The 25,543-nt window shown below is 46.1% G+C and carries 24 protein-coding genes; 21 read left to right on the top strand and 3 right to left on the bottom strand.

What is annotated here, in order from left to right; genetic code table 11:
* The first annotated feature begins 89 nt into the window (after positions 1–89).
* The 7 genes from V6668_RS25885 to V6668_RS25855 all read left to right on the top strand — a co-directional run bounded on the left by V6668_RS25885 (position 90) and on the right by V6668_RS25855 (position 6,363).
* Positions 90–1,013: an ABC transporter ATP-binding protein gene (locus V6668_RS25885; RefSeq protein WP_036606847.1), complete on the top strand. Its 924-nt coding sequence runs from the start codon at positions 90–92 to the stop codon at positions 1,011–1,013.
* Positions 1,006–1,704: an ABC transporter permease gene (locus V6668_RS25880; protein ID WP_338707042.1), complete on the top strand. Its 699-nt coding sequence runs from the start codon at positions 1,006–1,008 to the stop codon at positions 1,702–1,704. The genes V6668_RS25885 and V6668_RS25880 overlap by 8 nt, the downstream gene beginning before the upstream one ends.
* A gap of 105 nt (positions 1,705–1,809) precedes the next feature.
* Entirely contained in the window at positions 1,810–2,622 is an 813-nt protein-coding gene (gene thiD, locus V6668_RS25875; RefSeq protein WP_017692191.1) for a bifunctional hydroxymethylpyrimidine kinase/phosphomethylpyrimidine kinase, read from the top strand.
* A gap of 249 nt (positions 2,623–2,871) precedes the next feature.
* On the top strand, positions 2,872–3,552 hold the full coding sequence (locus V6668_RS25870) for a response regulator transcription factor (protein WP_036606855.1): 681 nt from the start codon (positions 2,872–2,874) through the stop codon (positions 3,550–3,552).
* On the top strand, positions 3,549–5,297 hold the full coding sequence (locus tag V6668_RS25865; RefSeq protein WP_338707040.1) for a HAMP domain-containing sensor histidine kinase: 1,749 nt from the start codon (positions 3,549–3,551) through the stop codon (positions 5,295–5,297). The genes V6668_RS25870 and V6668_RS25865 overlap by 4 nt, the downstream gene beginning before the upstream one ends.
* Before the next feature lie 21 nt (positions 5,298–5,318).
* Positions 5,319–5,864, top strand: a complete 546-nt coding sequence (pssA, locus tag V6668_RS25860; protein WP_036606859.1) for a CDP-diacylglycerol--serine O-phosphatidyltransferase — start codon at positions 5,319–5,321, stop codon at positions 5,862–5,864.
* Between the two features lie 13 nt (positions 5,865–5,877).
* The gene (locus V6668_RS25855) at positions 5,878–6,363 is read left to right on the top strand and encodes a DedA family protein (protein WP_036606861.1); all 486 of its coding nucleotides are present in this window, start codon (positions 5,878–5,880) and stop codon (positions 6,361–6,363) included.
* Positions 6,364–6,882: 519 nt separating this feature from the next.
* On the opposite strand, the gene V6668_RS25850 is transcribed toward V6668_RS25855, so the two are convergent.
* Positions 6,883–7,536 carry a transcriptional regulator gene (locus tag V6668_RS25850; protein ID WP_076319680.1) on the bottom strand — a complete coding sequence of 218 codons (654 nt, stop codon included), beginning with the start codon at positions 7,534–7,536 and terminating at the stop codon, positions 6,883–6,885.
* A gap of 909 nt (positions 7,537–8,445) precedes the next feature.
* Positions 8,446–9,636, bottom strand: coding sequence for a cation:proton antiporter (locus V6668_RS25845; protein WP_338707039.1), 1,191 nt, complete (start codon positions 9,634–9,636; stop codon positions 8,446–8,448).
* 375 nt (positions 9,637–10,011) lie between these two features.
* Between V6668_RS25845 and V6668_RS25840 the strand changes: the two genes are divergently transcribed.
* From V6668_RS25840 to V6668_RS25815, 6 genes are all read left to right on the top strand, one after another.
* Positions 10,012–10,584: a DUF420 domain-containing protein gene (locus tag V6668_RS25840; protein ID WP_074096493.1), complete on the top strand. Its 573-nt coding sequence runs from the start codon at positions 10,012–10,014 to the stop codon at positions 10,582–10,584.
* Positions 10,585–10,657: 73 nt separating this feature from the next.
* Positions 10,658–11,401, top strand: a complete 744-nt coding sequence (gene gpmA / locus V6668_RS25835) for a 2,3-diphosphoglycerate-dependent phosphoglycerate mutase (RefSeq protein ID WP_036668077.1) — start codon at positions 10,658–10,660, stop codon at positions 11,399–11,401.
* Between the two features lie 215 nt (positions 11,402–11,616).
* A complete protein-coding gene (locus V6668_RS25830; protein ID WP_338707038.1) occupies positions 11,617–11,787 on the top strand; it encodes a hypothetical protein in 171 nt (56 codons plus the stop codon).
* A gap of 180 nt (positions 11,788–11,967) precedes the next feature.
* Complete coding sequence (locus V6668_RS25825) at positions 11,968–12,876, top strand: aldo/keto reductase (protein WP_036668075.1); 909 nt, start codon at positions 11,968–11,970, stop codon at positions 12,874–12,876.
* A gap of 85 nt (positions 12,877–12,961) precedes the next feature.
* Positions 12,962–13,288 (top strand): thioredoxin family protein, encoded by a 327-nt coding sequence (locus V6668_RS25820; RefSeq protein ID WP_017692202.1) that lies wholly within the window; start codon positions 12,962–12,964, stop codon positions 13,286–13,288.
* 222 nt (positions 13,289–13,510) lie between these two features.
* Positions 13,511–13,693 carry a hypothetical protein gene (locus tag V6668_RS25815; RefSeq protein WP_036606873.1) on the top strand — a complete coding sequence of 61 codons (183 nt, stop codon included), beginning with the start codon at positions 13,511–13,513 and terminating at the stop codon, positions 13,691–13,693.
* Between the two features lie 281 nt (positions 13,694–13,974).
* Here V6668_RS25815 and bacA read toward each other — a convergent pair whose 3' ends face one another.
* Positions 13,975–14,784 carry an undecaprenyl-diphosphate phosphatase gene (gene bacA, locus V6668_RS25810; protein ID WP_017692204.1) on the bottom strand — a complete coding sequence of 270 codons (810 nt, stop codon included), beginning with the start codon at positions 14,782–14,784 and terminating at the stop codon, positions 13,975–13,977.
* 214 nt (positions 14,785–14,998) lie between these two features.
* On the opposite strand from bacA, the gene V6668_RS25805 reads away from it, so the two are divergent.
* From V6668_RS25805 to V6668_RS25770, 8 genes are all read left to right on the top strand, one after another.
* On the top strand, positions 14,999–15,631 hold the full coding sequence (locus V6668_RS25805) for a TetR/AcrR family transcriptional regulator (protein ID WP_036606875.1): 633 nt from the start codon (positions 14,999–15,001) through the stop codon (positions 15,629–15,631).
* A 114-nt stretch (positions 15,632–15,745) separates the two neighbouring features.
* Complete coding sequence (locus V6668_RS25800) at positions 15,746–16,597, top strand: substrate-binding periplasmic protein (RefSeq protein ID WP_036606877.1); 852 nt, start codon at positions 15,746–15,748, stop codon at positions 16,595–16,597.
* A gap of 32 nt (positions 16,598–16,629) precedes the next feature.
* A complete protein-coding gene (locus V6668_RS25795; RefSeq protein ID WP_017692207.1) occupies positions 16,630–17,274 on the top strand; it encodes an amino acid ABC transporter permease in 645 nt (214 codons plus the stop codon).
* A 16-nt stretch (positions 17,275–17,290) separates the two neighbouring features.
* Positions 17,291–18,037 (top strand): amino acid ABC transporter ATP-binding protein, encoded by a 747-nt coding sequence (locus V6668_RS25790; protein ID WP_036606880.1) that lies wholly within the window; start codon positions 17,291–17,293, stop codon positions 18,035–18,037.
* 230 nt (positions 18,038–18,267) lie between these two features.
* Positions 18,268–18,690, top strand: coding sequence for an OsmC family protein (locus V6668_RS25785; protein ID WP_036606882.1), 423 nt, complete (start codon positions 18,268–18,270; stop codon positions 18,688–18,690).
* 325 nt (positions 18,691–19,015) lie between these two features.
* Positions 19,016–20,806: a sensor histidine kinase gene (locus tag V6668_RS25780; protein WP_036606884.1), complete on the top strand. Its 1,791-nt coding sequence runs from the start codon at positions 19,016–19,018 to the stop codon at positions 20,804–20,806.
* On the top strand, positions 20,799–22,391 hold the full coding sequence (locus V6668_RS25775) for a response regulator transcription factor (protein WP_338707037.1): 1,593 nt from the start codon (positions 20,799–20,801) through the stop codon (positions 22,389–22,391). Before V6668_RS25780 ends, V6668_RS25775 begins: the two co-directional genes overlap by 8 nt.
* A gap of 175 nt (positions 22,392–22,566) precedes the next feature.
* Complete coding sequence (locus V6668_RS25770; protein ID WP_036606889.1) at positions 22,567–25,476, top strand: glycoside hydrolase family 2 protein; 2,910 nt, start codon at positions 22,567–22,569, stop codon at positions 25,474–25,476.
* Positions 25,477–25,543: the final 67 nt, after the last annotated feature.

Genomic DNA, 25,543 nt, shown 5'->3' with positions numbered 1-25,543 from the left:
GTAAGATTTGATTAATAAAAAAGAAGACTTTTCTCTTTACAATATAGATATAGGAACCCGGACAGGGGACGTAAAGGAGAACAAGGACGATGAATTATATCGCACGAACAATAGATGTGACCAAAGTATATGAAGGGGTGGAGGTTGTATCCAACGTCAATATGAATATTAAGCAAGGTGAGATCTATGGATTCCTCGGTCCGAATGGTGCTGGTAAAACAACCATCATGAAGATGCTCACCAATCTCGTCAAACCAACCACAGGGGAGATTGAACTGTTTGGGGAGAAGCTTACGCCGACCTCCTATGAAGTGCTGAAGCGAATGGGCAGTATTATTGAATACCCTTTTTTTTACGATAGGCTGTCTGCTCGCGAGAATCTGGAACTTCACTGTGAATACATGGGATTTTACAACAAAAAGATCATCGACAACACGATGGAAATGGTAGGGCTGAAGGATACGGGCAAGAAACCGGTCAAAGACTTCTCCTTGGGCATGAAGCAGAGGCTGGGACTGGCTCGTGCACTTATAACCACACCTGAACTGCTCATTCTGGATGAACCGATCAACGGATTGGACCCTGTAGGGATCCGGGAGATGCGAGATTTGTTCAAGCGCCTTAGTAATGAGTATCGCATTACCCTGTTGGTCTCCAGTCACATTCTTGGCGAGATAGAGCAGATTGCGGACACAGTTGGTGTCATTCGCGGCGGTCGTTTGGTGGAGGAAGTATCGATGGAGAGCATTCGTGGAAGTCAAAATGAGTACATCGAGTTACAGGCGGTGGATATCCGCAAAGCGACCTATGTCATTGAACACCAGCTTGGTTTGAGTAATTATAAACTGGTTGATGACCAAACGTTACGCATCTATGATCCGGGAATTATTCCATCAGAACTGAACACCAAGCTGATCCAACACGGCATTGAGATCGAATCGATATCCAAACGGGCTCATTCCCTGGAAGAACACTTCATGAAGCTTGTGAAAGGGGATGAAGACGTTGCTTAAACTAATCAGACTTGAGATGCGGAAGCACCGTTTTGCACGTAATTTTGCAGGTGCAGGTATTGCCAGCATAGCCATTCTTCTTTTCCTGATCATGATTGGATTCGTGGATGTGGGAGCAGAAGATTATGCCTATGCCGATTACCAGACCGCCTTTATGATTATTGATACGTTTGTGAGAGCGACCTTTATCATATTTGCAGGAGCTTTATTATCCAAGCTGGTGATCAGTGAGTATAGAAATAAAACGATGAACGTCATGTTCACCTATCCCATCCAGCGTCATAAAATCATCGCTGCCAAATTGATTATCGTGTTTGGTTTTACATTTGTGATGATTATGGTTAACGATCTGTTCATGGGCTCACTATTGTTGATTGTTAATCAATTATACTCCTTCATTCCTGAATCACTGACGAATCGGGATATATTGGGACTTCTGGTGAAGTACAGTATAAGTTCTTTATCGGCTGCGTGTATGGCACTCATTCCCCTATTCTTCGGTATGCGTAAGCATTCTGTTACAACTACAATGGTCTCGTCCATTTTGCTGGTTTCGATTGTCTGCTCCGGATTCAACGGGTCGGAAGTTTCCATTCATTCGCTTATTATTATCCCTCTGACCCTTGGAGCAATAGGGATATGGATTGCTTCGATGTCCATGGTTCGTCTGGAGACAAAAGATGTGAACTGAATCATTCGGAAAACCATGCTCTGTATGGCTTCAGATGCCATTGACATCCGCTCGTACAAGGGATAGGATAATGTCAACTGAGACACGAAGGAGAATGCAACTACCATGACGATTCCAAAAACATTAACAATAGCTGGTTCGGACACGAGCGGCGGTGCAGGTATTCAAGCTGATTTGAAAACTTTTCAGGAGCTGGGTGTGTATGGCATGACCGTACTGACTACGGTTGTGGCAATGGAGCCCGAAACATGGGATCACCAAGTCTTTCCTGTTGAATTAAATGTGGTTGAAGCGCAGCTTCGCACGGTTCTGGACGGCATCGGTTTCGATGCAATGAAGACAGGTATGCTCGGTTCTGTAGATATTATTGAACTGGTAGCAAAACATATTCGCCGCAGCGGTCTGCCACAGATCGTTATCGATCCGGTAATGGTCTGCAAAGGTACAGACGAAGTACTGCAACCGGAAAATACGGAAGCGATGATCGAATTCCTGTTGCCAGGTGCTGATCTGGTTACACCTAATCTGTTCGAAGCATCCCAACTGGCGAAGAGCGGACCTATTCGCTCCAAGGAACAAATGGAAGCAGCGGCAGCAGCAATTCATGCCCATGGCTCGAAACATGTTCTGATCAAGGACAGAGGTGTCATTAGCCCGGGTAAAGCAATGGATCTACTCTATGATGGAACCAACTACGAATGGTTTGAAGCCGATGTTGTCGGCTCCGGGTATACTCATGGTGCGGGCTGCACAACGTCTGCGGCGATTACCGCAGGATTGGCTCGTGGTCTTTCAGTGAAAGAGGCTGTTCGTGAAGGTAAAGCCTTCGTGACCAAAGCGATTGCCGGCGGATTCCCGCTGAACCGTTTTGTTGGTCCGACACTGCATGTGGCACACCGTCTGGAGCAACAACGTTAAGTGTTGCCAGGGAGCGCACAGTAGCGCATCAATTCTGGATAACACACTTCGATTTCATTCAAGTGGCTGTCAATGAGCAGGAGCTTGCTCGTTGATGGCTTCTTTTTTATGCGAATTTTTATAAAAATTAGTAACTTTTGGCTTATATTAATCGTATATATCATGGGAGCATTCCAAAACATGTGTGGACACATGAACGACACATGGAATAGGTATGTTATCATCAGAAATCTAAAAGGAGAGTCGGCCATGATCAGAACAGTGCTTCTGGTGGAAGATGAAAGCCGCATTCGTGAGATTGTGGCCGATTATTTCATAAAAGAACAATGGAACGTCATAGAAGCTGAACATGGAGTACAGGCACTGGAACTGTTGGCTCTGCATGAGGTAGATCTGGTTATTCTGGATGTTTTGATGCCTGAAATGGATGGATGGACGTTATGTGGGCATATTCGATCCCAATCCACCGTACCTATTATCATGCTGACTGCACGGTCCGAGGATGACGATAAAATTCATGGATTTCAGCTGGGCGTAGACGATTACGTTACCAAGCCGTTTAGTCCACGTGTGCTGGTTGCACGTGCAGAGACATTAATGAAGCGTGTTGAAGGTGCATTTGGACGAGAGCAGGGTGTGATTCGCTTCGGACAGGTAACCCTTGATCCATGGGCCAGACGTCTGGAGAAGGACGGAATTGAAGTGGAACTTGCACCAAAGGAATATGATCTGTTGCTTTATTTGGTACGTAATGCAGGCATTGTGTTGTCCCGGGATGCCATTTTGAATCGGATCTGGGGATTTGATTTTGAAGGGGACTCACGTGTTGTAGATACCCACATCAAGAAGTTGCGCAGCAAATTGGGTGATGAAGCCAAGTGTATCCGGACGGTGATTGGTACTGGATATCGTTTCGAGGCAGAAGCATGAGAAGAAATGGCGTAACGATGAAGCTTTTCCTGGTCATGGCAGGATGTCTGGTACTTCTATATGGGACGACGGTTTTTGCTCAGTTGGTCTGGTTCCCCGACTTCTATCAGCATCAAAAGGTCAGCAGTATGAAGAAAAAGCTGTCCAAGTTCGAACAGCAATACTCCAATGGGCATTGGAGTGATTTACAGCTAGCCAAGGAGACCGGGAAGTTCATGCGTCAGAATCAATCACATCTGGTCATTTTGACGAATACCGGAAGATTGGTTAATGACCCGTTCCACATTACGTTGCTTCAAGAGGATGGAAGTCACGTGAAAGTGTCCTTGTCCTTGTTTATCAATAGTGAGAATGCTGGCTGGATCACATCCCATCTGAAATATGGGCAAGAATTGACGGTGAAAGGTCCGGCCAGCGAATCCATGGTCTATCCATTCAAAATCCAGGATGCCACTTCTGCCGCATGGGGAACAGAAAGTTTTCAGGAATCGATTGAACCGGTAAAGGAATGGTCAGGCGTATTAACCGAGGTCGTTCTTCCCAATCTGGCAACGTGGAGTCAAAGGCAGGGACTGCTGGTGCAAGCACTGGATAGCCGGTTCCCGTTGTCCACCGAAGACCAACTTGCGTTGGCGAATGGCAAAATGCTCAATGAAGAATGGATGGATAGCTGGAGCGGTGTTCGCAATGTCATCACCATTGCTCCAGTGCATCGTTCCGGACCCGAGCAACAACTGATCTTTTCGCTCACCTCTCTACAGGAGATGAGGGAAGCGAATGAGGCAACACGTTTGTTCTATGCGTATTTTGGCATAGGGGCATTTATATTGATTCTGTTGCTGGCGTTGCTCCTGTCCCGAATTATAACGAAGCCGCTTTTGGCCTTGAACCATGTCGCCAAGAAAATGTCTACGCTGGATTTCACGGTGAAATCACCCATCCGGCGTAATGATGAGATCGGGAGTCTGTCTAACAGCCTCAATGCCTTATCGGGAACCTTGGGTCAGACACTGGAAGAGCTGAGGCAGGCCAACTCGCAGATGCGTACAGATATGGAAATGAAGCAGGAGATTGAACAGCGTCAGCGCAAGTTTTTTGCCGATGCATCACATGAACTTAAGACTCCAATCAGCATTATTAAGGGATATTCTGAAGGGCTGAAAGATGGCGTGAGTGAGAGCAAACGGGAGCGTTACATTGAGATCATTGCCGATGAGGCGATCAAAATGGAAACGATGGTTGAAGAGATGCTGGATCTGGTGCGACTGGAATCCTCAGCGGTTCAATTGAATACGGATGCTGTTGCTCTGGCAGACATGATTGAAGATATCGCCGGCCGTCTGGGCCCGCAACTGAAGGACAAAGGATTGGATGTGGTGCTTGTATCCACAACAGAACAGACGGTTGAGGGTGACCGAAGCAAGCTGGAGCAAGTTATTTTCAATATCATGATGAATGCTATACGTCATGCGATACCACATACCGATATAACTATTGAGATCAGCAGGCGTGAAGGTTTTGTCCATATTTCCATTGAGAACAAGGGCGAGCAGATAGCTGAAACTGAGCGGCAGTATATATGGGAGAGGTTCTATCGGGTAGAGCGCTCACGTAATCGTAAAATGGGGGGGACCGGGCTTGGTCTGGCCATTGCGAAGCAGATTCTTGATCTGCATGGGTGCAGTTATGGAGTGGAGAATACACCGGATGGAGTCCGTTTTTATATTATTTTTCCTAAAGCCTAGTACGAAAGGGAGTCAAATATTATGAAGTCTTTACCATCGATTTTAACCTTGGGGAATCTGAGTTCAGGCATGCTGGCAGTCATTATGGCTATTCATGGTGAATTTGCCCTGGCTGTGATGATGATATGGGTAGCGATGTTCTTTGATCTGTTTGACGGGTATGCGGCTCGTAAATTGCATTGTGAGGGTGAGTTCGGCAAGTCCTTGGACTCGCTTGCGGATGTAGTTTCATTCGGAACAGCACCCGTGCTGATTCTGTACCTGAATTCCATGATTGAAGTGAGTGTGCTGGGGATGGCACTGACTGCATTGTTTCCGATTTGCGGTGCTTTGCGTCTGGCCCGTTATAACTGTCAGAAGACAGCAAGCAGTGGTTTTGTCGGAATGCCGATTACATTTGCGGGAGGTCTGATGTCCTTTTTCGCACTCTGGAGTCCTTATTTCACACATGGTGTAGCCTATCTTGTCATTATTGTATTATCCGGTCTCATGGTGAGCCAAATCCGATTCCCGTCTCTAAAACAAGTGTTAGCCTCACATGAGAAGGATATTGTGGAACCGAAATAAGGAGCGAGTCAGTATGGAATTTGCAAAAGAATTTATTGGTCAATATGGTTATTTCGCAATATACGGACTACTGGCTCTCGGCGTTATTGGCATGCCGATTCCGGATGAGGTGATGATGACTTTTGTCGGTTATCTCGCCTCCATCTCGGTATTGAATTACTCCGTATCCATCGCCGTCAGTTTCGGTGGCGCATTTACCGGAGGGCTGCTTAGCTACATGATTGGCAAAAAAGCGGGCAGGCCGCTGGTTGAAAAATACGGCAAGTGGGTTGGCGTTAATGCCAAACGATTCAGCAGGGTGGAGTCGTGGTTCCTCAAATATGGGTATTGGTCCATCATCCTGGGTTACTTCATTCCAGGCATTCGTCATCTGATGTGTTGTTTCTCCGGAATTAGCAAGATGGCAATTGGCAGGTACGTAGTTGTATCGGGCATTGGTGCATTCGTCTGGTGTGTTGTCTTTATCTCGATTGGTTTTTATGTTGGCGTGTTAACTTAAAATGGGACAGCCTGTTGTAACAACAGGAAAAGATCGAAGACCTCTTGAGTGTAAGGTGGTCTTTTTTTGTTTTTCTATATATGGTCGGGGACCTCATTTTAAGTGATTTAATCGACTACAAGTAATTTATTCTTGGAGTTGTAGGCTAGCCCGCAAGCTATTTAAAGTAAACTCAAGCTCAGAGCTATTCCTCCGTTTAAATCTCCATGTAACTCTCGATGTAACTCTCCATGTAACTCGTTAGTGACGCAAGTATCTGACACTCCAGTAGCTAAAGTGGTTCGCAATTAGGTTTAATAGTAGTAACTCCAAAAGTTTCGGAGTCATTTCTAAAATTCTAACGAACTCAGGTGAGCTTATTATCGAGATAAGAGGCATGTTGGAATTCTAACGAATCCCAGCAATCTTATTTCTCGAAAAAGCCCGAAAAAGTGCCCTGATTTACTCCATATCATCACAATAAGGTGTCCTGAGTTCGTTAAAAAATGGATATGTACGATATCGGCGAAATAGAGTGTCTCATGTTCGTAAGATATACGTTCGATATCGTTGAGCGCCACTAGCGACATGTAATACTTGTTGATCGATCAAGCTGTGAAGAACTCTTCGAGCATGTTGATCCGTGATTCGCAGGTGTGTTGCTAGTTCCGAGGGGGCAAATGGACGGATGATGCGTCTGGCATAACGAACAGTCTCGGCTTCTAGCCAATTTAAGGATGTGGGAACGTCCGTAGCAATGAATTTTCCCATAAAAGAGAGCACAAGCTGTTGGCACCGTTTTGGTTCGTCTTTAATGGAGAGATACGCGATCGGCAGAAAAATCCAATCATCAAGCGTTAGCAGACAATGCCGCCAGCATAAATCTTTAAAACGCCGTACATCCAGATCACGGGCATGTGGCCCGTATCCTTGGATTTCAATACCTCCTTTAACGCCGTTACCTGGCATATATGCAAGATCCAGATACCGATAGCCGTTATGAAAGTCCCGTACCTCCCATTCCGGTTGCAAATGATTAAAGTTTTTCATCACCGGAAACCAGACTGAACGCAAAAATTCAAATGTGCCATGTTCAAGTCCATTTTCTAGTCTGGACAGCACTCTGGGGTTCGTTTCCTTCTCCAGAAGGGAGTGCATCCAAACTTCGTAAGCCTCCTCAAAATCAATGCTCATCGTCTTCATCTCCTCTAAAAATAAAATAAACGAACGTGAACAGGCTTCAGTTCGTCATGTCAAAATACAAAAAGCCGCTCTGACCATTTCCAACCTTCGCGTTGAAGGGGAGAATGGATCAAAGCGGCGTGTGCTTCACGACCAATATGTTACATTTCTAGATCAAGTATAGCTTTAAATATGGAATGATTTCAATACCTTTTCCAATAGAGGATATCTCAAGCCAAGGTCTGAATGCCAGAACGAGACTGGACGTATTCCGAGCTAGTAGGTGCTACACTTTAAATGTGTGAGAACGGGTCCCTTAATGTGCGAGTAAGCGATATAGACGCTGTAAAAGTAGATTATTCTCGCCTTCAAGGCTGTTTACATTTAAATTAAGTTCTTCGTACCGCGGGGTATGCGTCTTCTCTTGCTCATGCTTGGAAAGAAGCGTAGAGCGGGCAATAAGAGCTAAGGAATCTGAGACGTCTTATTCAGGGCGTTGAAGCACTCGCAGAAATGTAAGGAACCTGAGAAACGTTATTTCGGAATGTACAGCCATTTTCAGCGTTTTGTTATGAAAATTTGGGAAATAAGGTGTCTGATGTTTCTTACAATTGAAAAAGAGAGCCAGAGGACCAAATAAGATGGGTTCCTTAGAAAAAATGAAGGGTTATTCTTAAGGCGCAGCCGGCCTACATTTCAGGAATTTTACGCCCGTTGATGCTTCAAGACCGTGTTAGTATGTGTGACGACTGGATGCCTTGGGTGTGCCAAATGCGAAAAGCTAAAAGTGCAGCATATCATCAAGACACAGCTTACCTGAGTCGCAAGACACTCATAGTAATTCTAGGGACACAACTGAAGTCTAGAGTTCAGAGTGCCACAATGGAATCTTTATTGTTAAGTTTTGAACTGAGACATACCTCACCCGTTCAAATGAGAGTCTTCAATTCCTTTTTCAACCCGCTGCTCCCCTTTTTTACGTGCAAAGGTGATTTTGAGGAGTGGCGGAGTAACCAGTGTAGTCACAATAACCATGATCACAACGCTGGTAAAGTACTCCGAATCAAGCAAGCCCGAAGCAAGTCCGGTCGAAGCAATAATTAGAGCAACTTCCCCTCTGGAGATCATGCCTGCACCAATAGCAATAGAAGAGGAACGGTCGAACCCGGTCAGCCGGGCACCAGCTCCACCACCGATAAGTTTGGTAACAATAGCGATAAGGCTTATAACAACAATAAACCAAATCTGTGAACCCACACCATCAAAAGTGACATTTAAGCCGATACTGACAAAGAAAACCGGGACAAATATTCCGTAAGCAATCGGCTCGATTTTAGTTTCAACCTCATGTTTGAATTTGGTTTGGGAGATCGCGATACCAGCGGCAAATGCACCAATGATTCCAGCAACACCCATCCACTCTGCAAAGTACGAGAAGCCAAAACAAATAATCAATCCCGCAGTAATGACGGTCTCGGTAACTTTCAGTGGTGCCATCCACTTCATGATGCGTGGAACAAGGAACCAGCTGGCAGCGATGATGATCACAAAGAATAACAGCTTCTTGCCGATAAGCAGAGAAATCGAAGTGTCTCCTCCACCAGTACCCAGCAAGCTCATCATAACGGCAAGAATGACAACGACCAGGACATCATCAACGACAGCTGCTCCAAGGATGGTTGTACCCTCACGAGAGCTGAGTTGATCCATATCCTTCAACGTCTGAACCGATATACTGACGGAAGTAGCACAGAATAAAAGTCCAAAGAACAGCGCGTGTGTCTGTGACATACCAAATGCTATGGCTGAACCGTATCCTCCGATAAAAGGCAAAATAATACCGCCGACCGCTACCGCAAAGGCCGCCTTCCAGTTTTTCTTTAACTGTTCCAGATCGGTTTCCAGTCCCGCAATGAACATTAACAGCAATACCCCGATCTCAGCCATATAATGTACGAAATCACTTTGCTGAACCCAACCGAGAATTGCAGGCCCAAGGATGACACCCACAATCAGTTTCCCCAAAACGGATGGCTGACCCAATCTTACGGATAGATCACCAGCGAGTTTGGTAAAGATTAAAATAAGTGCAAGAACCAAAATAAATTCCATAGGTGTTCTTCCCTCCAGTAGTAGCGTCTATAGGTTAACCAACCCAAGGGCGATCCATCCTCCGCTTCAAACAGACAAAAAGGCACAGAACGGCATTAGCAGAGTGCCGTTCTGTGCCTGAAAAAGACAAAGAGGGGCCCTTGGTGACAGGCTCCTCCAGTTTCAACGCGTATGTGATTAATTGCGTTAATTATACCACAAATGAAGGATTCGGTAAATGGGAGCCGGATTGGATTTGAGTGAAAATAGCCGCAAAGGGGCATTTTATAGGGGAGTGAAGCGGTTTTTGTTCAGAGTGTTGTCACTTAACAGCCCGGAATTGGCGAGATATAATGATATAGAACATAGAAGTTAGGATATGAGGAGGATTTTGCATTGGGCAAAAATAACAAAGGGGAGCCGAACATTCAGTCCCCGACGAGTAATAAAAATTTCGCAGGCATCATTATCACGATTTCCATTCTCGCTAATGTCATTATTTTATTATTGTTCTTCGCACCGTCGATTGGTTACAAAGGTGATGTAACCTTTGATATCACGGTGTTGCCGCGGTTTAATGCCGTGTTTAACAGCTTTACCTTTATCTTCCTGCTCGCAGCGCTTATTGCGATTATCAAGCGAAATGTGAAGCTGCACAAACGATTTATTCTTGCTGCATTCTCAACAACACTGTTATTCCTCGTGACCTATCTGACGTTTCATTACCTCTCACCAGAGACGTCCAAATACGGCGGCGAGGGCATCATTCGTTCCATTTATTTCTTCATTCTGATTACCCATAGTATACTGGCAGCCCTGATTGTTCCATTGGCGTTGTTCACACTTGTGTGGGGTTGGACGAATCAATTGAAGAAACACCGCAAAATTGCACGTTGGACGATGCCAATCTGGCTGTACGTCAGTTCTACAGGTGTCGTAGTATACTTGATGATGGCACCATATTATTAATGTGATGAACGTTTCACTGTGCTAATTAGTTTGACTTGCTGGTAATGTTTCCATGGAAGGAGGGTTCACGTTTATGTACAGAGTTGTTTTGATTCGCCATGGACAGAGCATGTGGAATGTAGAGAATCGTTTTACCGGATGGACTGATGTGGATCTGACAACGGATGGTTACGCAGAAGCACGTAAAGCAGGGAAGATCATGAAGGAACAGGGATTTGATTTTGATTGCGCCTATGCATCCGTGCTGAAACGTTCTATCCGAACACTCGATATTGCGCTGGATGAAATGGACCTCATGTGGATTCCCATTACGAAGACTTGGAAGCTGAATGAACGCCATTATGGTGCGCTGCAAGGACTGAATAAACAGCAGACTGCTCTGAAGTATGGGGAAGAACAAGTAAAGGAATGGAGACGATCCGTGAACGTATCTCCCCCGGCACTGGACGAAACCGATGACCGATATGTGCAGGATCTGGACAAGTACAAGCGACTCGGATGCACCGTCCCGTTTACGGAGAACCTGATGGATACCTCGAAGCGTGTACTGGAGTACTGGAATGCGGAGATTAAACCGATGGTGTCTGCTGGCAAAAGAGTGCTGATCTCTGCGCATGGGAACACGCTCCGTTCACTCGTCATGCATCTGGACCAATTGTCCGAAGCAGACGTGATGGCGCTCAATATCCCAACGGGCATTCCGCTTGTCTACGAATTGGATGAAGATCTGCATCCCATCGGACACTTTTATCTGACCGCCGATGGTTCGACCTACAAACATGAAGAAATGACCCATGTGGCAACGCCATCTGATTAATTGGACATGGACGTATGTCTTGATTGTACGAAAGCTTGTATGATTTATCTCGTTCGGTTGATGTTTCAACAGGACGATTGAAAGATGACCGCTGAATTGAATTCGGAGGTCATCTTTTTTTCTGCGATCAAGCCTGTACTTCGTTTCGTTTTGCTCCCACAGGGTAATTGTCAAACAAGACACGATGTACATTTATCCTGAAGGAGGAGAAGCACATGTCTAAAAGAAGAGGAATACTCATGACGGCTATCGGCGCAGGTGTGACTTATCTGATGAGGAACAAACAAGCAAGAGATAAGCTGTTTAGCACTGTCTCGGGTATGATGAAAAACCCCAATTCGTCCAATGGAACAAGTAAAACCAGACCACGTGTGGAAGTGAAATAGATTGCGATAGTTCGTTTATCGATTGAATTTAAATGATGATCACGAGAAACCTGGAGATGAAGTCGTTCCAGGTTTTTTTGTGCAGTTGAAAACTACCCTTTGTTTCGGTGAGGCATGCGATTTTTGCCAGCAAGAATGATACAATGGATACTTGCAGAACGTATGGAGGGAGATGCACATATGAAGAAAAATCGTCTGGGTACATCCGAACTGATGGTGTCTGAGATTGGGCTGGGATGTATGTCACTTGGAACTGAAATGGAGCACGCTGTGGGCCTGGTTCATGAGGCTCTGGATCATGGGGTCAATCTGTTGGATACAGCCGATCTGTATGACGAAGGGCGTAATGAAGAGATTGTAGGACAAGCTATTAAAGGGCGTCGGGACCAAGTCATTGTGGCGACCAAAGTAGGTAATCGTCGTCTGCCTGGCAAAGAGGGCTGGTCATGGGACCCGTCCAAAGCCTACATTAAGCAGGCTGTACATGAAAGTCTGAAGCGTCTGCAGACCGATTACATCGATCTGTATCAGCTACATGGCGGGACCTTGGACGACCCCATCGAAGAGACGATCGAAGCGTTTGAGGAACTGAAGAAGGAAGGACTTATCCGATATTACGGAATTTCCTCCATTCGTCCCAATGTGATTCGGGAGTATGTAAAGAGGGCAGCCATCGTCAGTGTGATGAACCAGTACAGCATTGCTGACCGCAGAGCGGAAGAAGAAGTGCTGCCTTTATTGGAACAAAAGGGGATCAGCGTAATTGCCCGTGGACCAGTAGCTAGCGGTGTGCTTGCCGATTCCGGATCTGCCAAGGCAGACAAAGGTTATCTGGACTATACGCCAGAGCAACTATATACCATTCGGCAAGGGCTAAGTCGTCTTGTTACAGACCAACGCAGTATGGCTCAGACGGCTATTCGCTACGCGTTATCCCATCCTGCCGTAGCAGCTGTTGTCCCTGGTGCCAGTTCAAGAGAACAGTTGTTGCATAATATTGCTGCTTCGAATTCGCCTGAACTCACCCCTGCGGAAATTCAGGAAATACGAGAACTCAGTCCCGCTAATCTGTACAAGCAGCATCGTTAACTCCATTAAGCCTATTTTCAATTGTAACTATACGAGGTACAATGAAGATCAGCCAAAAAAGGAACATATAAGGGAGAGAAGACATATGGAAAGAATTCAAAGTGAACAGCAATATTTGGATACAATTAACTCTGATGGTTTTACCGTCATTAAATTTGATACAACCTGGTGTCCGGATTGCAAAAACCTGGATCGTTTTATCGGGGATGTTATCGACCAACATACGGACAAAACCTTCTATGCCCTGGATGCAGAAAAGTTCCAGCCGTTTGCCGAAGAGAATGGTGTACGCGGCATTCCAAGCCTGCTCGTCTTCCAGAACGGCAAGAAAATCGCACATCTGCATAGCAAATGGGCTAAAACACCTGCTCAAATCTCCGAGTATCTGGAGACGCTTGAATCCAAAGTTTAAGTGTACGAGACTCAGCAGCTTGTCTAATTAATTTAGCTAAGGAGACCTCTTCTTGTCCTGCGACAGGAAGGGGTTTTTCTGTTTCATTCCAGCCCGCATGATGTGCATTCAAATGTGCATTTGAATAACTGAAGTTGAGAAACAGCGCTTGTTTAGAATTTGTTCAGTGCTCCCATGTATACTGTGAGAACAAACTGAATATTTGGAGTGAACAAGATCCGTATGAAGAATGAAATTTTTGAAGAAATGCACCAATTAAGTCACAATGATGACCGAAGATACCGATTGTTGATGATCGGGGTGAAGCAATTGCTGCAGGAACAAAAGGAGAATAGATATAATCTGCGTGAGAGATTGAAGAGTCGAAAGAAACACCGGAACTTTCAAGTAAAAGAGTGGTACTAGCCAGACTGCTTTTCAGAAGTGAACATAAATATGGTTGTCCATGATACATAGTAAACCTAGTCGGCATCACCAATGATCCAACCCACTAAAGAAGGAAGTAATGAAGAATCAGACTTCTTCTAATTACGGATGTTCCTGTCTCTGGAGCAGTAACAGAATCGTGAAGCAACAGAAACATGAAGTAAAGGAAGTATAGCAATATAAAATATGGCGGCCTCGCTTCCCAAGGGAACGTGAGGCCGCCATTGATTTTGCCTGTCTAATTACTTGAATTGTAATGCTTACATCAAAATAATAAAGAACACGGCTGCCAAGACAAAGCGATACACAGCAAAGACGGTCAGGCTCAATTTTTTCAAAATGGACAGGAACGTCTTGATCGCAAGCATGGCGACGATGAAAGCAGCGATGAATCCAATCGCGAAGATTGGGAAATCACTGCCGTTCAGGTGATCGATACTTTTGTACAGGTCATATCCCGTAGCACCAATCATAATTGGCACAGACACGAGGAATGTGAACTCCGCAGCGGCTACACGGCTTACCCCTGCAAAGAGACCGCCTGAGATCGTTGACCCGGAACGGGAGAAGCCTGGCCACAACGCCAAGATCTGAAATATACCCACCGCGAATGCCTGTTTGTAGGAAATATCATCGACATCATGGGTAGTAATCCGCCCACTCTTCCGGCTCCAGCGTTCGGCTACGATCATCAATATACCACCTATAACGAGGCTGTACAGCACTGTTTCCGGACCAAACAAATGTGCTTTGATCCAGTCGCGGAATACAAGTCCGATGACTACGGCAGGAACCATCGCCAGGAAAATATGTCCCAGATTGAGGCGGCGGGAGTAAGGCCTGCTCCCTCCGGTGAAGCGGAACATATCAATGAATTTGTTCCAATACAGTACAACAACAGCAAGTACAGCTCCGAGTTGAACAACCACCTCAAACGTTTTGACTGACTCGTTGTCCTCCGATAAACCCAGCAAATGGGCAGTCAGAATCATGTGTCCAGTAGAGGACACGGGCAAAAACTCAGTCAAACCTTCGATGATGCCCATAATAATGGATGATATAATGTCCAATTCTCTTCCTCCTTGAAATGCAGGTGACAGCACAGGCTGTCCTGCTTGACCATGCCTGTTCATTTGAACAAGGCTATCACCTATTATGATCACAAATGCACTCAACTTCAACTTATGCTTGTAACCATTTGTTTAAAACTATATTGACAAAAACCTAGTTATCCCATAGGATATAACTTAACTGACTGACTGATCAATCGGGAGGGTTACATGAATGACCAAAATTAACGGTTTGGAACCCGGTGAAGAACGCCGGGACCAAATAATACGCATAGCGATGGAACGTTTTGCAACCCAAGGTTACCATCAGACGAAAATTTCCGATATCGTCCGCGAGGCTGGTGTGGCGCAAGGGACATTCTACTGGCACTTCAAGAGTAAAGAAGCCATTGCTTCGGAGATTGTCTTAACGGGCAAGGAGAAGTTACTTGAGTCGATTGGACAAGGGTACCGCAAGGATGCCGGATCAGTAGAGGATATGGTGAAAGCATCAGAAAGGCTGTTCACTGACTTGTTTTTGTTTGCCGCGCAGAATCGTTATTTTATGGAACTGTTGCTCAAAGGCATCGTGACGGAAGAGTCCGTACAACGCCTGGTCGAGGAGACACGTAATGCCGTGGAAACTGCGTTTCGTCACAATATGGAACGTGCCATCGAACTCGGCATGTTGCCTAAGGGCATGGATGTTCCACTTCGAGCAGCCCTATTGGTAAGCATGATTGAAGGCATGATATCACGCTGGTTGTTCGGTTCCGATGAGTTACACAGCAAATTTTCAGCCATGACAGCTTCATCGCTGGCAACTGAAGCAGCAAGCTTTGAGTTTTACGGACTGCTAGGCACATAAGATTCACATGATTAAACAAATAGCAGGGAATAATGGGTACAACTGCGGTTTAGTCACAATAAAGTAACCCAATGTACATCCAGATTAATACACGACTGAGAGGAAGTTAACGTAATGAACAACACATATGGATCGAAAACTCGTAAAGGCTGGTCTTTGACAGCAATTCTGCTGATGACCGTGCTGGTACTTAGTGCTTGTGGAAGTAAAGCAGCAGACAATGGAAGTACAAATGGTGCACAGGCAAGCAATGAACTGGAGCAAATCAAGTCTGCTGGCGTTATCAAAGTGGGCATGATGGGCACATACGCACCGTACAACTTCCTGAACGATAAGAAAGAAATGGACGGCTATGATGCCGATATCGCACGTGAAGTTGCGAAGCGTCTGGGTGTAGAGGTTGAATTTGTATCCCAAGAGTTCTCCGGTCTGACACCAAGTCTGCAAGCGAAGAAGCTTGATGCCATTATCAGCCAGATGACGATTACCGATGATCGTAAGAAAGTACTGGATTTCAGTGATCCGTATATTACGAACCAAGTTAAAATTATTGTAAAAGAAGACAATAACGATATTACCAAGCTGGAAGACTTCAAAGGTAAGACGATTGGCGTAGGTCTGGGTACAAATGATGAATCATATCTGCGTAATGAAGTGTTGCCAAAAGTGGGAGACTTCACGATTAAAACCTATGACGATGTCATCTCTTCACTCAAAGATCTGAATGCTGGGCGGATTGATGCAACAATCAACAATATGTACGCTCTGAAACCGATTGTGGATGCCAACGGATTGAAAATCAAAGCTGTAGGTGAAGCTATTAAGAGTGACCAGGCAGGTATTGCTGTTCGCAAAGACAATCCGGAACTTGTAGCAGCATTAAATGATGCTCTCAAAGGCATGAAAGATGATGGCACGTACAATACCATTTTCAAAAAATGGTTTGGTGAAGAGCCTGCGCAATAATGAACCTGCAAGGCGAAGGGAAGATTTGACCCATGGAACTGGTATTTGAGAATATCCCCTTCTTTCTGAAGGGGGCTTATTATACGCTGTATGTAACTGTGATCTCCATGTTTTTTGCGTTCATCATCGGGGTGCTTGTTGCGATTGCTCGTCTGAAGGGACCGATGTGGCTTAGGTTGATCGCAAGGTTTTATGTATCCATCATGCGGGGAACCCCGCTGCTGGTGCAATTATTCGTTATTTATTACGGATTGGTCGATTATGGAGTGACCTTGGGATCACTCACCGCAGCATGTCTGGGACTGAGTCTGAATGCAGGTGCGTTTCTATCGGAGACGTTCCGTGGAGCCATTCAGGCTGTGCCTAAAGGACAGACTGAAGCTGCATATGCAACGGGAATGACCCCGGCTCAAGCGATGAGACGGATTATCTTCCCGCAGGCTGTGCGCATTGCGATTCCGCCGATGGGGAACACGTTTATTGGCATGTTGAAGGAAACATCACTTGTGGCGGCGATTGGTGTTACCGAGTTGTTGCGTTCAGCACAACTGCTGGTATCCCAATATGCATTGAATATGCCTTTTTATCTGGCCATCGGTGTGATCTACTGGATTATGAGTATCGGCTTCTCGGCCATTCTGGAACAAGTGGAGCGCCGGTTGGCCCGGGCTTACTGATGGGAGGAGAGAACCGATGATTACAACAACTGGACTTACCAAACGTTTTCAGAAAAATGAAGTACTTACGAACATCGATCTGCATGTCGATGCCAAAGATATTGTTGTATTGCTTGGCCCAAGTGGTTCAGGCAAAAGTACCTTGCTGCGCTGTCTGAATGGGCTGGAAGAGCTGTCCGGAGGACAGATCGAAGTGAACGGCATTGTGGTCAACAGCGCAGATCCGCTGCGAGTCCAACGTGCCCGGGTACTGGAGATTCGTCGCCAGACCGGCATGGTATTCCAGCAATTTAATCTGTATCCGCACAAGACAGTGCTGGGTAATGTGATAGAAGGCCTTGTTACGGTGAAAAAAATCAAAAGGGACGAGGCGGCTGAACGCGGCCGGATTCTTCTGGATCGGGTCGGCTTGTCGGACAAGCAGGATGCGTATCCATCCCGATTGTCCGGTGGACAACAGCAGCGGGTCGCCATTGCGCGTGCACTCGCGATGGAGCCGGAAGTGATGCTGTTTGATGAGCCAACTTCAGCTCTTGATCCTGAATTGGTCGGAGAAGTGCTTTCCGTTATGAAGGAACTGGCAGAGGAAGGCATGACGATGCTGGTTGTGACACATGAATTGAAGTTTGCCCGTAATGTGGCGAACAAAATCGTCTTTATGGCGGACGGGTCAATTGTGGAAGAGGCAAGTCCACAAGCCTTTTTTGAACATCCAACGCAAGAACGCACCCGTCGTTTCTTGCAACAGATTACTGAATTCTAATTACATTACTACAATTTACTGATTGATACGATCGATTATAGCGATAAGCTGCTGAGTGAAGGGGACGGAATCGATTCTGAAGAAGCGTAGCGCTCGCCTTTGTCTCCGAATATTGTCCTTTGTGAATAAAAATCAAAAATATTTGGAGACAACAGCGATCGGAAGAACGAGCCGTACCCGGAACGGATTTCTGCAAATCGTAAACTATTGTAAGAAAGAAGGATAACATCATGAATGTAACAACCGTATGGAAAGGCAAACGCGCGTTTACTTCCGAAGGACCCTCTGGCTACGCCGTTGGCATGGATGCCACTGCTGCTTATGGTGGTGACAGCAAGGGTGCGACCCCGATGGAATTGTTGCTGGCGGGTCTCGGGGGCTGTATGGGAATCGATATTACGATGATTCTGGACGCTTTCCTGGACAAAATTGAGTCGATTGAGATTGAAGCGCAAGGCACACGCAGTGAAGAGATGCCCAAAGGCTTCACATCCATTGATCTGATCTTCAAAGTCGATGGCGATATCCCGGATTATCGCATCTGGAAAGCCATCCAGATGGCTGAGGAAAAATATTGTGCAGTTTCCGCTTCGCTGAGCGCCGATATTCATCCTAAACTGATCCTCAATGGGGTAAGTACACCTCGTCCTTAATAACATATGAGTAAATCTGATACTGAGAGGCACTTCCAATCGTGGGAGTGCCTTTTTTTGCTTTTCCAACACTTCAACAGGGATTTCGCCCATCTAGGAGTCACTAAACTTCTGTCAGTAGAAAATAATTCGGTAAGCCCGGTCGCCATGTTAATGGCGGCTTCTTCTACTAGAGGTAGGTTGGCTTGCAGCCTGGCAATATAGTACCCATTGCAATGACAATCCGAATTCTGACGGTTCTGTGGTATGATTAATTCTGAGGACAGAACATCCTGATCCTGCTGTTTATATGTAAGCGCTTATACAGATGACGGAAGGTGCAGACATGTTGAAAAGGTTGATACGAACCACTAATAATCTCAAATTAAAGCATAAATTGCTCATTTCCTATGTACTGGTTGTCATGATTCCGGTCCTGATTGTTGGTCTTGCTGTGACCAGTTATTTTCGCCAGCAAGCCCTGGACAATGCGATAGGACAGACGATCATCAATGTGGACAAGATCAAGAGCCAGACGGCAACCATGCTTCGTGTACCAACCGATATATCCAATCTTTTAATGTTTAATGCGGATCTTAAGGAGATCGTAAATAAACGGTACAAGAGCGTTGTGGAGTTAACCTCAGCGTATCTTGCATACAAAGACTTTCAGGAGTACAGGCGTTTGTACCGTGAGATAGCAGGCATTCGTTTTTACTCGACTAACCCAACATTGATCAACAACCTCGAATTCATCCCGGTAGACAAGCAGACGGAAGAGAGCTACTGGTACCAACAGGCACTGAAAACAACCAGCATCGGGTGGTTCTACATCCCAGACAAGGAAGATAATCCTGTACACAAGCTCAGCCTGGTGCGCAAAGTACCTTTTGCCGAGTATCGGACCGAGGGCGTGTTGATGATTGTGATCAATCAGGATGAGCTGAATGGATTATTGCGTCAGGAACAGTTTGAGACGATGATTACGGACGAGCAGGGGTATGTGGTTGCAGCCAAGAATACCGAACTGGTAGGAAAAACGCTGGACGAGCTTGATTTTGGCGTTGATCTGCAGAATCAGGCGAAAGGCACCATAGAGGGTGATTTCCGGGGGGAACCATCTAATATTGTTATTGATGAGCTGGGCCCTGGATCGAGTATGAACAACCTGAAGGTGATTTCGGTTTTTGCCACCAAAAATATCGTCAAAGACGCCAACACGGTCAGCTTGATCGGCATGATTTTTATTATACTGGTGCTGGTGATCGCCCTACTATTCGTATATATCATCTCGTTCCTCACTTCCAATCGATTGCTCCGGCTGAGTAAACACCTCAACAAGCTTGCATTAGGAGACCTGAACGTGACTTCACGAATTGATGGAAACGATGAGATTGGGCAACTATCACGACAGTTCAACTATATGGTGAAAAGTATCAATGAACTCATGACGCAGGTGGTAGAAGCGACCGAACAGAACAATCAATTGGAAATCGCCCAAAAAGAGATTAAACTGAAAATGATGGCGAGCCAGATCAATCCACATTTCTTGTTTAATGCACTGGAGTCCATTCGGATGAAAGCGCATATTAAGGGAGAAGCAGAGATTGCTAACATCGTCAGGCTGTTGGGCAAGCTGATGCGCAAGAGTCTGGAGATTGGCAGTGGAAAAACAACCTTCCGGGCTGAACTTGAAATGGTACGTTCTTATTTGGAAATTCAGAAATTTCGTTACGGCGACCGCCTTGCATTCCAGATCCATATCGATCCCGAGGTGGAGAAGATGTACATTCCGCCTTTGATTATTCAACCTTTGGTTGAGAATGCGATTGTCCATGGTCTGGAGAACAAAGAGGGCACAGTCCGTGTTCATATAAGTATTCGTTTAGTAGAGAACATCGTGCAGATCCGTGTGGATGACAATGGTGCAGGTATAACGCCAGAACGACTGGCTGAGGTGATGCAGTTTATCTGTGGACCGGAGGAACAGGAGAAGAGTCGGATCGGCATGCGTAATGTACATCAACGCTTAACATTGACGTACGGCGAGCCATATGGAATACAGATTAAGAGTGTATATGGGGAAGGAACAGAGGTTTCTTTCACTTTGCCAGCAGGAGGGGACCAACATGTATAAAGTGTTTTTGGTGGATGACGAACCGAGCATACGTGAGGGACTGACAACCATTATTGAGTGGGAAAAATACGGATTCCAGGTCATCGCTACAGCTGCCAGCGGGCGTGAGGCCATCTCCCGGTTTGAGGAATTGGAGCCTGATCTGACGATTATTGATATTCGCATGCCCGGTATGACCGGGCTGGATGTGATTGAAGAAGTGCGCCGGAATCATCCGGATTCGCACTTTTTGATATTAAGTGGTTATGCAGATTTTGATTATGCCAAAAAAGCCATCAGTTTTGGTGTGGATGGTTATCTGCTCAAACCGGTGGATGAAGAAGAGATTATTGGTGAACTGGAGCGTATTGCTACAATCCTGACCCGTGAACGGGAGACAATGGCACGTCATGCTGGTGAAGATACCGTCTTTAGGGAGCATCAGATCGAGGCTTTGCTCTTTGACAGTCTGGAGGGTGCGGGTAGCATGGAAGAAGATAGCCTGGGGCTGCACTGGCCTCACTATCAGATTGTGCTGCTTGAGATGCATGTAACCCCTGATCTGCAACGGGGAAGTGTTATGAAACGCAAACTGATTGAAGCATTTGACCATAAAGACCGAGGCATTGTATTCTCGTTCCATTCTGGTCTGGGGCTGTTAAGTAAGGAAATAATCACATCCGAGTCATCAGCAAGAAATCTGTATGATGAGCTGGAAGGACTGCTAGGAGAATGGGAGGTTCACATGTACGGTGCTGCGGGAGAACCTGTACATTCCACTTCTGAAATTGCGCGGTCATACACGCAGGCGAATCGTTTACTCGGGGAACGCTTCTTGTTCACGGAGCAACGCATCATTCTGTGGACTGAAGGTAGCGAAGGCGTTGTTAGACCAGAAGTTGAAGCTGTGGACGGAGCACATGAGCCAGTTGAGGACGAACTCGCGGACAAACTGTATTATGCGTTAGACATCCGCAGTAGTGAGTCCGTTATGCGGGTGCTGGGTGAGATGGAAGAGCGCCTTGTTCCATATCACCGAACAGAGCAAGCGATCAAGACGGCGTTCTCACAGGTATTTTCCCTGGCGTTCAACAAGCTTGCGGCGACGAATCAACATATGCACTCCATTATGCAGGAACATTCGGTTCTGATTAATGAAGTCTATCATCAATTTACGATGTCTGATCTCAAAGTCATGGCATCGGAACATTTGAATCGACTTATTCAACGTATGGGTGGGGGAAGCAAGGATACTGTATTGAAACAGATGATTGAATTTATCCAGCGTAACCCTGGCGAGAATCTCAAGCTTGAAGTACTAGCAGAAGTGTTTAACTATAACAGCAGTTACTTGGGTAAGTTGTTCAAGAATCATACTGGAGAGTATTTCAATGCATTTCTGGACAAGGTTCGTATGGAAAAGGCCAAGGAATTGCTGGACGAAGGACTGAAGGTTCATCAGGTCGCGGCGAGAGTGGGATATGCTAATGTGGACTACTTCCACGGCAAATTCAAGAAGTATGTAGGGGAGAGCCCTTCCGCTTACAAACAGGCCAGAACCCAATCATCAATTAAAGGAACGGCTACAGATATAAACGAGGAATAAGTACGGAGTGCTGGGCTTTGCCCCTGCCTATTGTGTAAAACGTTTTCGATACTCCTGAGAAATTTCCAGATTCATCATATTGTCCATGCACTTCCCATGATAAGCAATGGTCACCGAATGTTTCACATTTTAGACTGGATTTACAAGAATCCAGATGAAGGGATGGCTATACGATATGAATTTGTCTGATATAGGCGCTGTACGTCATACATTGAACTTAAATGGAACATGGCAGTTTTGTTTGGATCTGGAGTCCGATATACTCGTTGAACAAGAGATATTACCGCCTTCACAGTGTAAAAATACATCATGGGAGACCATTCAGATTCCCGGTTCATGGGAAGAGCAAGGATACGGAGATGAGCCTGAATACGAAAGGCTCGATACTTGGACCAAGGTACGCGAATTTGAAGGCTCAGCCTGGTATGCTCAGGATGTTCATGTTCCATCAGACGATCCTGGATGCCACTATGTATTCAGATTGGAAGGTGTCCGATGGACAACGTATCTCTGGATCAATGGACAGTATGCCGGGCAGCAGGATAGTCTGGTGAATCAACAGAAGTGGGATGTTACCTCTCTGGTGAAGCAGGGAGAAGTGAATCGTGTGGAGATCCGCGTGGACAATACGATGAAACTTCCGCTGGCGGGTAGCCATATTCATTCATTGCATACGGCCACAGCCTGGGGTGGCATCACGGGTGGTGTTTATCTGGACAGTCTGCCCCCATGCCGATTACAGACGTTACGTATTCAACCAGATGCTGAAACTGGAACTCTTCTGATTGATTGTACTGTAAGCGCTCCCGCAGATGATTCCGCTAGATCGATGCAATTACATGTGGATATCCAGCAACCGGACGGCACCTGGCTTGATCGATATAGTTGTAATGTGAATCTGAGTGATCCATCACATGTGGATATAAGCTCACCAGGTTTAACTGAAAGTAACGCTGTAATAACTCAGTGGCGATTGGAACTTGGAACAGAAAAGTCTATCGCAAGATGGTCGGATGAATCTCCTGAATTATACAAGGCTATGATCCGTCTCTATGACGGTGAACGGGAACTGGATCGGCTGGAGCAATCGTTTGGTGTACGTTCCTTTGCAACAAACGGGAAGCAGCTTGAACTGAATGGGATACCAGTATATTTGCGTGGATACGTCGATTGCTGTATCTTTCCACTGACGGGTTATCCCGTCTGGGACAAGGAGCATTATCTTCAGCAATTTCGAATCGCCAGATCGTATGGCTTCAATCATGTCCGACTGCATGGGTGGAGCGCGCCGGAGCCTTTCTGGGATGCTGCTGATGAAGCGGGCATGCTGGTGCAGGCTGAACTTCCCCATTGGTCTCGTTTCTTTGAGCAATCGGATCAGTCTGCGCCAGTTGAAGTATTGTCCTATCTGACACAAGAACTGGACGGGTTGCTTCAGTCGCTGCATAGACATCCTTCATTCGTCATGTTCTCCATGGGGAATGAACTTATTGGTCCGAATGGCCACCCAGAACTCAATGCATTGGTCTCAAGGGCAAGGGATATGGACCCGACCCGGTTATATACGGACAATACAGGTTTTGGACAGCTTCCGGCGCAAGGGCGGGAAGGTGATTATTATATTCAGTCGTTGAACTGGCATCCCCCGTTGGAATCCGCATATTCTGCTGTGCCGGATACCACGCTGGACTATCATGCAGTCACTCGGCTCGCGGAGCATCCCGTCATTGGGCACGAACATGCACAGTACACCATGTATGTGCGGCCCCAAGAGCGAGCGAAGTATACTGGCGTATTGCGTCCTAGCTGGTTACGACCGATCGAAGAATCGTTAACAAACAAAGGCATGATCGAGGATCTGGAGCATTTTCAACAGGTCAGTGGTACCCATCTGGTACGTTCCTTAAAAGAAGCCATGGAGCGGATTCGGCGAACACCGGACGCTGCGGGCGTACAACTTCTGGACATTCGCGATTTTCCAGGACAGGGACATGCTACGACGGGCATTCTGGATGTGTTTTGGGATGACAAAGGCATTACAACACCAGAAGAATTCATGTGTTTCAACGCAGATGTGGTGCTGTTGTTAAGCTGCAAAGAGCGTACATTTTACGCCGGAGAATCCATTCATGTCGATGTACGCATCTCTCACTACGGTAAGGAGCCGCTTGAGGACGCGGTCATTCAGTGGAGGTTAATAAGCAATGATGTGATACTTAATGAAGGGGAATGGAAGACCGGAAATATCCAATGTGGGTCTGTCATATCACTGGGAAGTATCGTCGCTACCGCTCCTCATGAAGGGGCAGCAGCTTTTCGGATCGAGGCGGAGCTGATATCAGGCGATTTGGAAAGAACTGTAGCGAATGTATGGCATGGCTGGTCGTTTCCTTTTTATCAGTCTCATCCGAGTTCGAATCGGTTCTGGAATACCGTGGCAGAGTTGAAGCCATTCCTAGGTGAAGCGCATGATGATTGCGTAGATCGCATCGATGGATTCCAGTTGTTGAAAAATCGGGAGATTGACTTGGTTATCGTTCAGTCGTTAACACCCAATGTCGTTGATTATGTGGTCAACGGGGGAAGTGTTTGGCTACAGCCAACCGCAGAAGGGTTATATGATTCAGTGGAGACCAAGTATCTGCCTGTATTCTGGAATTACCTGATGTTTGCTACGCAGCCTGGTGCAACGATGGGCATGTATCTGAGAGATCGGCTAGCACTACTAGGCACCTTCCCGCATGATGGGGCTTCGGACTGGCATTGGTATCACTTGGTGAACGGTACACCAGCGATATGTTTGGATACGTTGCCCGGGGTTGAGCCGCTGATCGAAGTGCTGGACCATTTCCATCGGGCCAAACGACTCGCTTATGCCTTTGAGGCAAAAGTAGGGAAGGGCAAGATTTTGGTATCCTCACTTCCGTTTGCCAATCTGGCTGTAATGAAGCGTCCGGAAGCCGCCTACTTATTTAAGGAGATACTTGCCTATCTGAATGGAGATCAATTCCGTCCAGCAACCTCCATATCCGTAGCGCAACTACTCGGCATCGTTAAACTGCAAACCATTCAATTTACATTGTAATCATAGGGACCCGAAAGGGTCCTTTTTGCATGACATGTAGTTGAAGTAAACGATTACTATAAAACGT

It is taken from the genome of Paenibacillus amylolyticus (assembly GCF_036894225.1).
In the GTDB taxonomy this organism is placed as follows: Bacteria; Bacillota; Bacilli; order Paenibacillales; family Paenibacillaceae; genus Paenibacillus; species Paenibacillus amylolyticus.
The sequence above is the reverse complement of the archived record's forward strand: the minus strand, read 5'-3'. Positions and strand labels throughout refer to the sequence as shown.

Excerpts from the sequence above, each read along its gene's own strand:
- V6668_RS25815 (WP_036606873.1), top strand. The coding sequence starts at position 13,511 with ATGAAGAATGAAATTTTTGAAGAAATGCACCAATTAAGTCACAATGAT.
- gpmA (WP_036668077.1), top strand. The coding sequence starts at position 10,658 with ATGTACAGAGTTGTTTTGATTCGCCATGGACAGAGCATGTGGAATGTA.
- V6668_RS25805 (WP_036606875.1), top strand. The coding sequence starts at position 14,999 with ATGACCAAAATTAACGGTTTGGAACCCGGTGAAGAACGCCGGGACCAA.
- V6668_RS25790 (WP_036606880.1), top strand. The coding sequence starts at position 17,291 with ATGATTACAACAACTGGACTTACCAAACGTTTTCAGAAAAATGAAGTA.
- V6668_RS25785 (WP_036606882.1), top strand. The coding sequence starts at position 18,268 with ATGAATGTAACAACCGTATGGAAAGGCAAACGCGCGTTTACTTCCGAA.
- V6668_RS25830 (WP_338707038.1), top strand. The coding sequence starts at position 11,617 with ATGTCTAAAAGAAGAGGAATACTCATGACGGCTATCGGCGCAGGTGTG.
- V6668_RS25775 (WP_338707037.1), top strand. The coding sequence starts at position 20,799 with ATGTATAAAGTGTTTTTGGTGGATGACGAACCGAGCATACGTGAGGGA.
- V6668_RS25855 (WP_036606861.1), top strand. The coding sequence starts at position 5,878 with ATGGAATTTGCAAAAGAATTTATTGGTCAATATGGTTATTTCGCAATA.
- V6668_RS25845 (WP_338707039.1), bottom strand. The coding sequence starts at position 9,636 with ATGGAATTTATTTTGGTTCTTGCACTTATTTTAATCTTTACCAAACTC.
- pssA (WP_036606859.1), top strand. The coding sequence starts at position 5,319 with ATGAAGTCTTTACCATCGATTTTAACCTTGGGGAATCTGAGTTCAGGC.
- V6668_RS25885 (WP_036606847.1), top strand. The coding sequence starts at position 90 with ATGAATTATATCGCACGAACAATAGATGTGACCAAAGTATATGAAGGG.
- V6668_RS25795 (WP_017692207.1), top strand. The coding sequence starts at position 16,630 with ATGGAACTGGTATTTGAGAATATCCCCTTCTTTCTGAAGGGGGCTTAT.
- V6668_RS25850 (WP_076319680.1), bottom strand. The coding sequence starts at position 7,536 with ATGAGCATTGATTTTGAGGAGGCTTACGAAGTTTGGATGCACTCCCTT.
- V6668_RS25820 (WP_017692202.1), top strand. The coding sequence starts at position 12,962 with ATGGAAAGAATTCAAAGTGAACAGCAATATTTGGATACAATTAACTCT.
- V6668_RS25870 (WP_036606855.1), top strand. The coding sequence starts at position 2,872 with ATGATCAGAACAGTGCTTCTGGTGGAAGATGAAAGCCGCATTCGTGAG.
- V6668_RS25800 (WP_036606877.1), top strand. The coding sequence starts at position 15,746 with ATGAACAACACATATGGATCGAAAACTCGTAAAGGCTGGTCTTTGACA.
- thiD (WP_017692191.1), top strand. The coding sequence starts at position 1,810 with ATGACGATTCCAAAAACATTAACAATAGCTGGTTCGGACACGAGCGGC.
- V6668_RS25780 (WP_036606884.1), top strand. The coding sequence starts at position 19,016 with ATGTTGAAAAGGTTGATACGAACCACTAATAATCTCAAATTAAAGCAT.
- V6668_RS25770 (WP_036606889.1), top strand. The coding sequence starts at position 22,567 with ATGAATTTGTCTGATATAGGCGCTGTACGTCATACATTGAACTTAAAT.
- V6668_RS25825 (WP_036668075.1), top strand. The coding sequence starts at position 11,968 with ATGAAGAAAAATCGTCTGGGTACATCCGAACTGATGGTGTCTGAGATT.
- V6668_RS25865 (WP_338707040.1), top strand. The coding sequence starts at position 3,549 with ATGAGAAGAAATGGCGTAACGATGAAGCTTTTCCTGGTCATGGCAGGA.